We start from the raw sequence: 12,174 nt of genomic DNA, 5'->3' as shown, positions 1-12,174 counted from the left end.
GCACGGACAGACTGTCTGTGTCGCGGCTTCCGGATCGCATCGCTTCCCCATGTTTTTGGCCGGCCTTACCCATCAGATCGACCTGCGACCCCTAGACCTTTTGGGGGGGTCGGCCCTGTCAGGCGGCCTTGCGGGCCCCTATGTCGAAGGCTGGGCGGATGCCCCGAACCTCTTCATCGAGATCGAACCGGAGAATTTTCATGGAAAAAAGACAGCTGGGCCGGACCGAGATCGCCATCGCGCCGCTGGTCTTCGGAGGCAATGTATTTGGCTGGACAGCGGACGAGACAACGTCCTTCCGTCTGCTGGACGCCTTCTTCGATGCCGGTTTCAACGCCATCGACACCGCCGACGTCTATTCTGCCTGGGCGCCGGGCAACAAGGGCGGTGAATCCGAGATGATCATCGGCAAATGGCTCCGTCAGACAAAGCGCCCGCGCGACGAGGTCGTGATCATCACGAAGGTCGGCTCCGACATGGGCGAGGGCCGCAAGGGACTTTCGGAAAAGTGGATCTCCAAGGCCGTCGACGATTCGCTGCTGCGCCTCAACACCGATCATATCGATCTCTACCTCTCGCACTGGCCGGATGCGGACACGCCATATGAGGAAACGCTTGGCGCCTACCAGGCCCTCGTGAAGCAGGGCAAGGTCCGCGCCATCGGGGCGTCCAACCTCGATGCGGGCCAGTTGCGCCAGTCGCTCGACGTTGCCCGGGAAAACGGCCTGCCGCGCTACGACGTTCTCCAGCCGGAATACAATCTCTACGACCGATCGAGCTTCGATGGCGCGCTGCGCAATCTCTGCATTGCCGAGGAGATTGGCGTCATCACCTATTACAGCCTCGCTTCCGGCTTCCTTTCGGGCAAGTACCGCTCGCACAAGGACCTCGAGGGCAAGGTGCGGGGCAAGGGCGTTGCCAAGTATCTCGATGGGCGCGGCATGCGCATCCTCGGCGCACTGGACGAGATCGCGGCGGAGAAGGCGGCGACGCAGGCTGAAATCGCGCTTGCCTGGATCATGGCGCGCCGCGGCGTCACCGCGCCCATCGCCAGTGCCACCAGTCTCGAACAGCTCCAGAGCCTGACGAATGCCGCCGAGATCGAGCTCTCGGAGGAGGACTGCCGTCGGCTCAACGAGGCCAGCGAATAGGAAAGAGCCGTTGACCTGCCGGCAGGCCTCTCTAAGCTGAGGCTTCGGTGCCGTCGGATGAAAGGAATGGCCATGGCGAAAGAGATCTTCGTATCCTACGGCATCGATGTGGATGCCGTTGCCGGATGGCTCGGTTCCTATGGCGGCGAGGACAGCCCCTGCGATATCTCTCGCGGCGTCTTTGCCGGCAAGGTCGGCAGCGTCCGCCTTTTGAAGATGTTTCAGAAATGGGGCATCAGGACCACCTGGTTCATTCCCGGCCATTCCATCGAGACTTTCTGGGATGAGATGAAGGCGGTGGCCGATGCGGGCCACGAGATCGGCATGCATGGCTATAGCCACGAGAACCCGATCGCCATGACGCCTGAGCAGGAAGAGGCCATTTTCGACAAATGCGTCGAGCTGATCACGCAGCTTTCCGGTAGGCCACCACGCGGCTATGTCGCGCCCTGGTGGGAATTCGGCTCCAAGACCAATGCCCTGCTCAAGGAGAAGGGGATCCTCTACGATCATTCCCTGATGCACAACGACCACTTCCCCTATTACGTGACCGTGGGCGACGCGTGGACGAAGATCGATTATGCGCAGCATCCCTCGACTTGGATGAAGCCCTATGTGGCGGGGCCGGAGACGGACCTGATCGAAATCCCGGCCTCCTGGAACCTCGACGATCTTCCCCCGATGATGTTCATCAAGGCCGCGCCCAACAGCCACGGCTTCGTCAGTCCGCGCGATCTGGAACAGCAATGGCTCGACCAGTTCGAATGGGTCTATGAGAACTACGATTATGCCGTCTTCCCGATAACCATTCACCCCGACGTCTCCGGCCGGCCGCATGTGCTGAAGATGCACGAACGTCTGTTCGAAACGCTGAAAGGGTATGAGGGCGTGAAATTCGTCACGATGGAAGAGATCGCGCAGGATTTTGCCACCCGGTTCCCCCGTTCGGGTCCGGAGCGGCCAAAACCCTGACATGTGCGGCCTCTGCGGTGCCTTTGCCAATGCCGATCACTGGAGCCAGGGCGGCGACGCCGCGCGCATGACGGATGCCGTTCCGGCCGTCGAGCGCATGCGACAGGCGGCGGCGGCAAACCGCGTGCTGGCCCTGCGCGGTCTTAAACTGTCGGTCTGGGCCGACCGGTTCGTGCTGCGCGGCCCAACGGGCCGCAGCGTCGTGGTCGATCACCTTGGCACCCTCTGGACGGCGGCCGATAGCCTGGGTGCGTGCGTCGATCCGCTAGACGCAGGCCTGATGTCACGGCTGGAAGACGACCAGACATGACGCGGGACCTGATCACCGCCAGCGTGCTGACGGGATTTCTCGGCGCCGGCAAGACGACGCTTCTCAATCGGTTGCTGTCCGGTCCGGACCTTGCGGATACGGCCGTCATCATCAATGAATTTGGCGATATCGGTCTCGATCACCTGCTGGTTGAGTCTGTTGACGGTGATATCGTGCTCCTCAAGAGCGGATGCGTCTGCTGCACCGTTCGCGGCGACCTGAAGGACGCGGTGCTCGCCCTGTTCGAACGTCGTGCGCGTGGCGATATCCCGGCCTTTCGCCGGCTGGTCATTGAGACGACGGGCCTTGCCGATCCGGCGCCCATCATCGCGACGCTCGCCGCCGATCTGATGCTGAAATATCATTTCGCCATCGGCAATGTCGTCACGGCCATTGATGTACCGAACGGCCTGCACAACCTGGAGGCCTTCGAGGAAGCCGGGCGGCAGGTGGCACTTGCCGATCGCATCGTTCTCACCAAGGCGGACCTCGCTTCCGGTCAAGATCTGGAGGCGCTCCGCCTCGCGGTGGAAGCGATCAACCCCGCAGCCATCATAACGACGACCATCGTGACGACCGGACGCGACAGCCGCGACAAGGGTCAAGCGAGATCCTCAGAGGTGGCCGCGCTGTTGACGCAGGATATCCACGATCTCGCATCCCGCCCTGCAGAGGCGCGTCGCTGGGTGGCGGCCGCCCGTCATGGCGATCACGTCCACGCGACCCCTGACCGCAACCGTCATGGTGATATCCGCGCGATGTCCCTGACGATCGACCGCCCCATCGCCTGGGCCCGCTTTTCGCTCTGGCTGTCGCTGATGGTGCACCGACATGGGACGCGCATCCTCCGGCTGAAAGGCATCCTCGATATCGAGGGGGTCGGGTCTCCTGTCGTGGTGCACGGCGTCCGGCACCTGATCCATCCGCCCTTTCACCTCGCAGACTGGCCATGCGACAGGGCAAGCCTGCTTGTTCTGATCACAGACGGCGATCTGGGCGATATCCAGCGCTCGTTGAGGGCCTTCGTCGGCGCGCAGGCGGAAGTCCGGGCGAGCGTTCCCGCACGCACCTGAGAGCGCATAAGAAAGCCCCCGGAAAGCAAGGCTTGCCGGGGGCTTGAGGAAACATCGCGAGACGGCCCGGCGGGCGCTTGCTTTACCCGCGCAGTACGCCGCCGGTGGTCTTCATGACGTTCGCGACGATCTTTGCGGTTAGCGCCTCGAAGTCCTCGTCCGTCAGGGTGCGTTCTGCCGGCTGGATGACGACCTCGACGGCGACCGATTTCCTGTTCTCGCCGAGGGACGCGCCCTCGAACACGTCGAAGACGGTCACGCCCGCGACCAGCTTGCGGTCGGCACCCGAGGCTGCCTTGACGATGGCCGCCGCTTCAACCGAACGATCGACGACGAAGGCGAAGTCGCGCTTCACCGCCTGGAATGGCGAAAGCTCGAGCGCCGGCTTGGTGCGGGTGGCCTTCTTCTTCGGCTCTGGCAAGGCATCGACGAACACCTCGAAGCCGGCCAGCGTGCCGGAGACGTCGAGAGCCTCCAGCGTTTTCGGGTGAAACTCGCCGAAGACGCCGAGCGTGATTTTCGGGCCGTACTTGATGGTGCCGGACCGACCCGGATGGAACCAGGCGGGGGCGCCCGCCTCGATCTGCACATTGGCCATGGGGACGCCGCAGGCTTCAAGCACCGCCAAGGCATCGGCCTTGGCGTCGTAGACATCCACCGGCTTGCCGCCGCCGCTTCTGGCATTCGACCAGGCGCGGCCTGAACCTGCAAGGCCCGCCGTACCGCGACGGATGCCGCCGGCCACGCGTCGCTGACCCTCCGGCCGATCATTTTCATAGGTGCCGGACACCTCGAAGATCGCAACGTCGCCGTAGCCCTTGTCGGCATTGCGCTGCGCCGCCGTCAGGAGACCCGGCAGCAGCGACGGCCGCATGTCCGACATGTCGGCCGCGATCGGATTGGAGAGTGCCAGCGCCGGCTGGCCGCCGCCAAAAAGGCTTGCGTGGGCCTTGGGGATGAAAGACCAGGTCACGGCCTCCAGCATGCCGCGGGCAGCGAGCGCCCGCTTGGCCAGCCGCGTGCGGATCTGCAGCGGCGTGAGGATGCGCGTGTTGACCGAGACGTCCCGCGCGAGCGGCACCGGACGGATGTGATCGACGCCGTGGATGCGCATGACCTCCTCGACCAGATCCGCCTTGCCGTCGACATCAGGACGCCACGAGGGCACTGTGACCCGGAACCGCCCGGCGTCTGCCCCGTTCTCGACGCCAAAGCCGAGCCCGCGCAGGATCGCGACGCTTTCCTCCGCGCCGACATCAAGCCCCGTCAGGCGCTTGACCTCGGACACGGGGAAATCAACGGTTTTCGGATCGGTGTTCGGACCCTGCACGACATGGGCCTCGGCCGGCGTACCGCCGCAGAGTTCCAGAACCAGTTCGGTGGTACGGTCGAGGCCGGGAAGCATGTAGGCCGGATCGACGCCCCGCTCGAAGCGGTAGCGCGCATCGGTGATGATTCCGAGGCTTCTGCCCGTACGGGCGATGTTCATCGGATCCCAGAGGGCGGACTCGATCAGGACGTCCGTGGTGGTCTCGTCGCAGCCCGAATGTTCGCCGCCCATCACGCCGCCGATGGACTCCACCCTGGTTTCGTCGGCAATGACGACATGGCTGGGCGTCAGCTTGTACGTGCGCTGGTCGAGCGCCAGGACGGTCTCGCCGTCCAGGGCACGGCGCACCGTGAGATGGCCCTTGACCTTGGCTGCGTCGAAGACATGCATCGGCCGGCCCATGTCGAAGGTCATGTAGTTGGTGATGTCGACGAGCGCGTTGATGGGGCGTAGACCGATGGCGATCAGCCGCTTCTGCATCCAGGCAGGGCTCGGTCCGTTCTTGACGCCCCGCACGAGGCGCAGTGAAAAGCCCGGGCAAAGATTGACGTCGGCACCGAGGTCGAGCTTGACCTCGACAGGGGTCTGGCCCTCCGCCCGGAATGTCGGCGCCGGCCGCGCCTTCAGCGTGCCCAAGCCGGATGCCGCGAGATCGCGCGCGATACCATGGATGCTGGTGCAGTCCGGTCGGTTTGGCGTGAGGTTGATCTCGATGATCGGATCGTCGAGCCCGGCATAGGCGGCAAAGCTCGTGCCCACGGGCGCGTCGGCCGGCAGGTCGATGATGCCGTCATGGCTGTCGGAGATCTGCAGCTCGCGCTCCGAGCACATCATGCCGCGGCTTTCGACGCCACGAATGGTGCCGACGGACAGCGTCACGTCGATTCCGGGAACATAGGCGCCCGGCGCCGCGAAAGCCCCGATGAGGCCGGCGCGCGCATTGGGCGCACCGCAAACGACCTGGACCGGCTGCCCGGCGCCTGTGTCGACCATCAGCACCTTCAGCTTGTCGGCCTGGGGATGCTTTTCCGCCGACAGCACCTTCGCAATGACGAACGGCCGGAACGCCGCCTTGTCGTCGATATGCTCGACCTCAAGCCCGATCGCTGTCAGCCGCGTGCAGATCTCGTCGAGCGCGGCATCCGTTTCGAGATGGTCCTTCAACCAGGAGAGTGTGAATTTCATGATTTCGCTCTTTGAAGAGCAGACACGTTGCCAGCAATCGGCAGTCTGCGGGTTGCAACTGGTCGAGCAGATCGATGACGCGTTCTGCATCGCTAAGAAGTGCCTCGGCCTCAACGAGAGGAAAAAGCGCTTTGTCCGGGCCGGATCGCCGGCCCGATGCCGTTCTTCCTTCAGGCAGAACATCAAAGGGCCGAGCGTTTTCAAGACGGCATGATCTTCAACGGTGATCGCGTCAGCGCATTCGTCCGTGGTCCATCTCAGTCTTCATCGCCTTCGTGAGACATGTCATCCGCGTTCATGTTCAAGGCGTGACCGGGACATGCCCAAAGGAGAGGCTGCGATGGATCGGTGGGCCAGGAACTCTGCAGGAACATTCATCCCGTCCTCCTTTCGCGCGTGACGTTTTTTCAGCCTATCACCCGCTCAACCCCCCGAACAGCGTCGGCATGTCGAGCGGGCGGAAGCCGTAATGGGACATCCAGCGGACGTCGGCATCGAAGAAATTGCGCAGGTCCGGCATGCCGTATTTCAGCATGGCGATGCGGTCGAGACCCATGCCCCAGGCAAAGCCCTGGTAAACGTCGGGATCGAGACCGCCGGCGCGCAGCACGTTGGGGTGCACCATGCCGCAGCCCAGGATCTCCATCCAGTCGGTGCCCTCGCCAAACTTGACGATCGGACCCGAGGAGCGGTCGCACTGGATATCGACCTCGAAGCTCGGCTCGGTGAAGGGGAAGAAAGAGGGGCGGAAGCGCATCGTGACCGTGTCGACCTCGAAGAAGGCCTTGCAGAATTCCTCAAGCACCCAGCGCAGGTTGGCGACATTCGCCTTGGTGTCGACCACAAGGCCTTCGACCTGGTGGAACATCGGCGAATGCGTGGCGTCGGAATCCTGCCGGTAGGTCTTGCCGGGGATGATGATGCGGATCGGCGGCTTCTGCGCCTCCATCGTGCGCACCTGCACGGGCGAGGTGTGCGTGCGCAGCACCTTGCGTGCGCCGCTCTCGTCCGGCGGGAAGAAGAACGTGTCGTGCATCTCACGCGCCGGGTGGCCTTCGGGGAAATTCAGTGCCGTGAAATTGTAGTAGTCCGTCTCGATATCCGGACCTTCGGCGATCGAGAAACCCATGTCGGCGAAGATCGCGGTAATCTCATCGGTGATCTGGCTGATCGGGTGGATCCGGCCGCGCTCGGCCGGCGAGGCGCGCACCGGCAGGGTCACGTCGACGGTCTCGCGGGCCAGGCGCTCGGCGATCGCCGCGTCCTTCAGATCCGCCTTGCGGGTTGTGATCGCCTCGCCGACGACGGTCTTCAGCGCATTGATCGCCGCGCCCCGAGTCTGTCGCTCTTCCGGCGTCATCGTGCCCAGCGTCTTCAGCAGTTCGGAAATCGAGCCCTTCTTGCCGAGTGCGGAAAGACGCACCGCCTCGATCGCGGCCTCGCTGTCGGCAGAGGCGATCTCGCCGAGAAGAGTGCTTTGCAAAGTGTCGAGGTCGCTCATTCGTCTTCTGCCTTGTCGGTGGGGCGTGTTCAAAAACGGAAAAACCCGCGCTAGCCTGCCAGCGCGGGTTTCCCAAAGTCTTCAGTCGTCAGGGAAGCGCTGGCTTACTTGACCGCGCTTTCAAACTCGTTCTTCGTGCCGGCGTCCTTCAGGTAGGCCAGAGCCGACTTGGAGGCTTCGACCAGCGCGCCGAAAGCTGCGGCTTCATGGATGGCCATGTCCGACAGAACCTTGCGGTCGACTTCGATGCCGGCCTTGTTCAGGCCGTCGATGAAGCGGCCATAGGTCAGGCCATGCTCGCGGACAGCGGCGTTGATACGCTGGATCCAGAGCGCACGGAAGTTGCGCTTGTTGACCTTGCGGTCGCGGTAGGCGAACTGCTTGGAACGATCGACGGCAGCCTTGGCTGCACGGATCGTGTTCTTGCGACGGCCGTAGAAGCCCTTCGCTGCCTTCAGAACCTTCTTATGCTTTGCATGAGCGGCTACGCCGCGCTTTACACGTGCCATGGTATGATCTCCTTAAAATCCAAAAGTGCCAGACGTCTCAGAGACCGTTGGGCAGGTAGTTCTTGATGACCTTCTTGCCATCGGGCTCGGCCAGCACCATCGTGCCGCGGGCGTCGCGAATGAACTTGTTGGACCGCTTGATCATGCCGTGGCGCTTGCCGGCGGCAGCTGCTACGACCTTGCCGGTCGCGGTGATCTTGAACCGCTTCTTGGCAGAGGACTTCGTCTTCATCTTGGGCATTTTGCTACTCCATTCTGATTATGTGAGGTGACTGACGAGGTCTCCTCGAGCGTAAAAGAACGGCCACGGCATGCCCTGCCGGACCGTTCGGACGGCGGCTTATAACCGCAGGCAGGAAAAAGAGCAACAGGCCCGGTACGGGATTCTCCGCGCGATGCCCGACGCAGAAGCCATGCGCAGGTCAATGCACAGCGTGCCTGCGGGAGAGAAGCGGCAGGATCAGCGAGATCGCGGTGCCGACGAGGGCGGAAACGACCACCAGCAGATGCGTGTTGACGCTGGCGGCAGTCAGGGTCTCCAGCGCGCCCGGCGCCCGCGATGCACCGAGTGCCGCGGCACCGGCCGCGATGCCGGCGGGGTAGGTTCCCACGCCCGCAGGCGCATGGACCGGAAGAATCGAGGAGATCTCGCCGCCCAGTGCTCCCCCGACACTCGCCGCAAGCGGGGCGACGCCCATCAGGGCCAGCACCCAGGCAAGCACCGCGATCTTGACGCCCCAGTTGAAGACCGTGAGAAACCAGGCTCTGCCGAACCCGCCGAGGTCTGCCGGGATGCCGGCGTCGATGTCGTTGATGAGCCCGGTCAACCGTGCGGGAAGCCTACGCGTTGCAAGGGCGACGAGGCGTGCACGCAGAAAAAACAGGAGGAGCGGCAGGACAAGAAACAGCGCCCACAGCGCGCCTGCGATCGCGGGTTGCCTCGCGGTCGCCACGAGGCCGATGCCGCCTGAGGCGAGAAGCGCATGAAGATCAAGCAGGCGCAACACGAGCAGCGATGCGGCGCCCCGGGCCAGCGGCACACCGAACTCCGAGCGCATCAGCAGCGGAAAACTGGTCTCGCCGGTGCGCAGCGGCATCATGATGTTGAGAAGATTGTGGATCTGCGTCACCCTGAAGAGGGCAACGAACCGTCCTTTCGTCTCGTGGCGGAAGTAGTCCTGGATACGATGGGTGCGAATGAAATAGGTGGCCACAAGCAGCGCCAGCGCCATCATCCCTGTGCCCGGTCCCACCGCCTGCCAGCGGGAGAGGATGTCGCCCCATCCGAGGAACCATTGGAGGAAGCCGGCATAAAGACCGATGACGCCGAGGGTGATCAGCGGTGCGCGATGGCGCTTCTGGAAGGCCTGCATGCTCTTGAACCTTGGTTCCTGGACCTTGCGCCGCTCTCGCCCGTAAGCTGAGACTGACAGCGGATTGCTCTCGGTAAGTGCCTGCTATAACAGATGCGCGGGTAAGAACAGATATGTCCGGAGCATCACGTGCAGGAAGCCTCTTCAGAAACCGAGATCATGCCAGGGGCTGACGTCCGCCGCGAGGCGGAGGTCGAGCTTTCGGTTCTCATTCCGGTCTGCAACGAGGAGGACAATATCGCGCCCTTGTTCGACCGGATCTGCGATGCCCTGAAAGATTTCGACAAGCCGTGGGAATTGATCATTGTCGATGACGGTTCCACCGATGCAACGCTGCTCAACTGCCGCAAGCAGCTGGACCGGCCCGGCCTGGATTTGCGGATCATTGCGTTCCAGCGCAATTTCGGCCAGGCGGCCGGCATTCAGGCCGGCATGGATGCAGCGCGTGGCCGTCTTCTCGCCACGCTCGACGGTGACCTGCAGAACGACCCTTACGACATTCCAAAGATGATCGAGACGCTGGAGGCCCGCGAACTTGACCTTCTGTGCGGCTGGCGCAAGACACGGCAGGACGGCCTGATGTTGCGGCTCATTCCTTCCTGGATTGCCAACCGGCTGATCCGGAGAATTACCGGCGTCCATATTCACGACTATGGCTGCGGTCTGAAACTCTACCGGACCGAAATTCTCAAACATGTCCTGATCATCGGCGGCATGCATCGCTTCATCCCGGCCTGGGTCGCCAACGTGGTCCCGACCTCGCGGATCGGCGAGATGGTGATCGACCATCATCCGCGCCAGTTCGGCACCTCGAAATACGGGATATCGCGAACCTTCAAGGTGGTGCTCGATCTCCTGTCCGTCATGTTCTTCATGCGCTTTCGCCAACGTCCGGCACAGTTTTTCGGCTCGATCGGCCTTCTCTTCGGCGGCCTCAGTGCTCTGATGTTCGTCTATCTCGCCTGGGCCAAGTTCGTTCTCGGGCAGGATATCGGAACACGGCCGATGTTCACCACCGCCTTCATGCTGTTCATCGCCGCCGTTCAGATGATCACCACCGGCGTCCTGGCGGAAATGCTCGTTCGGACCTCTGGAAGCGAGGCGAGCTATATCGTCCGCAAGGTCTACGAACGGGACCGTTGACATGGTGGAGTCCCTGTCGCGGAACCGCGGATGGCTTTACGGCCTGTTTGCGCTCTATTTTGCCGTCAACCTGCTGCTGCGGCTGGCGCTGCCGCATTCGCTGGAACTTGACGAAGGGCAGCAGCTGTTTCTGGCACAGGGTCTGGCGCTCGGCTATGACAGCCAGCCGCCATTCTACAACTGGCTGCAATACGGCGTCGTCCAGCTGTTTGGCAATACGCTTCTGGCGCTGTCGATTCTCAAGAACGCGATGCTGTTTGCGTGTTTTGCGCTGGTCAGCATGATGGCCGCCCGGATCATCCGCAATCCCGTTCTTGTCGTCATCGCCGTGTTCGGCATGCTGACCATTCCGCAGATCGTCTTCGAGGCGCAGCGGGACCTGACCCATACCGTGGCCGTCCTCTTTGCGGCCTGTCTTTTCGTCTATGCGCTGGTCACGACCTTGCAGCGGCCGACCGCTCCCCATTATGCGCTGACCGGTCTCGCCATCGGCATCGGCGTCATCGCGAAATACAATTTCGTCCTCTTGCCGGTCGCAGCCCTCGTCGCCGTTCTTCTGGATCCGGTTTTCCGGCGCCGCCTTTTCGATGTCCGCCTTGTCCTGACGGCGGTCGTCGCCCTTGCGATCGCCGCGCCGCACGGACTGTGGTTCCTCGATCATCTCCAGACGGCCACGGGCCGCACGCTCGACAAGTTGATGCAGGATGAGGATACCGGCCGTCTGGTTCAGATCGGCGAAGGCCTCCTGTCCCTGGTACAGGCGCTGGCCGCGTTTTCGGTCGCCACCATCCTTCTGTTTGCGGCGGTGTTCGGCCGGCAATGGCGCGCCGCCTGGCGTTTGCAGAGCTCCTGGTCGCGGCTGATCGGCCATATCTTCGCGGTGCTCGTCCTTGCGCTTGTCCTGCTGATCGTGGTCGGGGGCGCGTCACACATCAAGGCGCGGTGGCTGACGCCGTTCTTCTTCCTGCTGCCGGTCTATCTCGCGCTGAAGATCGATCTTCTGGACCAGCCGCTCGGGCCGGCGCCAAAACACTTTGGCCGCATCGCGATGTTCATCATGCTCGTGGTGCCGCTGGTGCTTTTCCTGCGTGTGCCCGCTGCGCGGCTGACGGGCGATTACAAGAAGATCAATGTGCCCTACCAGCCTGCGATCGAGGCGATCCTGTCGACGGGTCGGCATCGCCCGACCCTGATCGCGACGGTCGAGGAGCAGATGGCGGGCAATCTGAGACTGAACGCACCCGATATCCCGGTAACGATCCCGGGTTCGGAGACGTTTGAGCCGCCGATCACCTTCGATGCCGAGCATCCGCTGCTGATGGTCTGGCGCGACGACGGGAAAGCGGATGCGCCGCTCGATCCTGCATTGCGGGCCTGGCATGACGCCTATGTCCGCGCCGCCACCGGAAACGCGCCTGCCGGGCCGATCGCCGCGCAGGACATCGCGAGACCCTATTATTACGGCCGGCCGGGGGATCTCTACCATATCCGCTATGCCTGGGTATACCCGTCGGCGCCTTCAGGCAGCGCCGCCGATAGCCCGTAGGCCGGGGTCGCGTTTAACCTCGAGCCAGCAAAAAGCCGTCCGGGACGAGGTCGCGAACGGCTTTTGAAAAATGGTCGAGGC

At 63.1% G+C, this 12,174-nt stretch carries 12 protein-coding genes; 7 read left to right on the top strand and 5 right to left on the bottom strand.

The genetic code is table 11. The features are described 5' to 3' along the window. The first annotated feature begins 200 nt into the window (after positions 1-200). From ASG25_RS07530 to ASG25_RS07515, 4 genes are all read left to right on the top strand, one after another. Entirely contained in the window at positions 201-1,151 is a 951-nt protein-coding gene (locus tag ASG25_RS07530) for an aldo/keto reductase (RefSeq protein ID WP_062471376.1), read from the top strand. Positions 1,152-1,223: 72 nt separating this feature from the next. Continuing rightward, the gene (locus ASG25_RS07525) at positions 1,224-2,123 is read left to right on the top strand and encodes a polysaccharide deacetylase (protein WP_062472392.1); all 900 of its coding nucleotides are present in this window, start codon (positions 1,224-1,226) and stop codon (positions 2,121-2,123) included. Between the two features lies 1 nt (position 2,124). Continuing rightward, entirely contained in the window at positions 2,125-2,433 is a 309-nt protein-coding gene (locus ASG25_RS07520; protein WP_062471373.1) for a hypothetical protein, read from the top strand. After that, positions 2,430-3,506 (top strand): GTP-binding protein, encoded by a 1,077-nt coding sequence (locus ASG25_RS07515; protein WP_062471370.1) that lies wholly within the window; start codon positions 2,430-2,432, stop codon positions 3,504-3,506. The genes ASG25_RS07520 and ASG25_RS07515 overlap by 4 nt, the downstream gene beginning before the upstream one ends. An 82-nt stretch (positions 3,507-3,588) precedes the next feature. Here the strand turns inward: ASG25_RS07515 and pheT are convergent, their stop codons facing one another. Further along, complete coding sequence (gene pheT, locus ASG25_RS07510) at positions 3,589-6,021, bottom strand: phenylalanine--tRNA ligase subunit beta (RefSeq protein ID WP_062471367.1); 2,433 nt, start codon at positions 6,019-6,021, stop codon at positions 3,589-3,591. On the opposite strand from pheT, the gene ASG25_RS07505 reads away from it, so the two are divergent. Continuing rightward, complete coding sequence (locus ASG25_RS07505) at positions 6,020-6,235, top strand: hypothetical protein (RefSeq protein WP_062471364.1); 216 nt, start codon at positions 6,020-6,022, stop codon at positions 6,233-6,235. The two genes, pheT and ASG25_RS07505, sit on opposite strands and share 2 nt — an antisense overlap. Positions 6,236-6,436: 201 nt before the next feature. On the opposite strand, the gene pheS is transcribed toward ASG25_RS07505, so the two are convergent. From pheS to ASG25_RS07485, 4 genes are all read right to left on the bottom strand, one after another. Then, the gene (gene pheS / locus ASG25_RS07500; protein ID WP_062471361.1) at positions 6,437-7,522 is read right to left on the bottom strand and encodes a phenylalanine--tRNA ligase subunit alpha; all 1,086 of its coding nucleotides are present in this window, start codon (positions 7,520-7,522) and stop codon (positions 6,437-6,439) included. A 104-nt stretch (positions 7,523-7,626) separates the two neighbouring features. Next, positions 7,627-8,031, bottom strand: a complete 405-nt coding sequence (rplT, locus tag ASG25_RS07495; RefSeq protein WP_062471358.1) for a 50S ribosomal protein L20 — start codon at positions 8,029-8,031, stop codon at positions 7,627-7,629. Between the two features lie 37 nt (positions 8,032-8,068). After that, complete coding sequence (gene rpmI / locus ASG25_RS07490; RefSeq protein WP_029620731.1) at positions 8,069-8,272, bottom strand: 50S ribosomal protein L35; 204 nt, start codon at positions 8,270-8,272, stop codon at positions 8,069-8,071. 181 nt (positions 8,273-8,453) lie between these two features. Further along, positions 8,454-9,404, bottom strand: coding sequence for a lysylphosphatidylglycerol synthase domain-containing protein (locus ASG25_RS07485; protein WP_062471355.1), 951 nt, complete (start codon positions 9,402-9,404; stop codon positions 8,454-8,456). Positions 9,405-9,563: 159 nt separating this feature from the next. On the opposite strand from ASG25_RS07485, the gene ASG25_RS07480 reads away from it, so the two are divergent. Both ASG25_RS07480 and ASG25_RS07475 read left to right on the top strand, forming a co-directional pair. Continuing rightward, positions 9,564-10,547 (top strand): glycosyltransferase family 2 protein, encoded by a 984-nt coding sequence (locus tag ASG25_RS07480; RefSeq protein ID WP_062472389.1) that lies wholly within the window; start codon positions 9,564-9,566, stop codon positions 10,545-10,547. Position 10,548: 1 nt separating this feature from the next. Beyond that, on the top strand, positions 10,549-12,093 hold the full coding sequence (locus ASG25_RS07475; protein ID WP_062471351.1) for a glycosyltransferase family 39 protein: 1,545 nt from the start codon (positions 10,549-10,551) through the stop codon (positions 12,091-12,093). Positions 12,094-12,174 lie beyond the last annotated feature (81 nt).

The organism is Rhizobium sp. Leaf384, assembly GCF_001424065.1.
GTDB lineage: Bacteria > Pseudomonadota > Alphaproteobacteria > Rhizobiales > Rhizobiaceae > Ferranicluibacter.
Note: the sequence above shows the minus strand (reverse complement) of the source record. Positions and strands in the feature narration are given on the sequence as shown.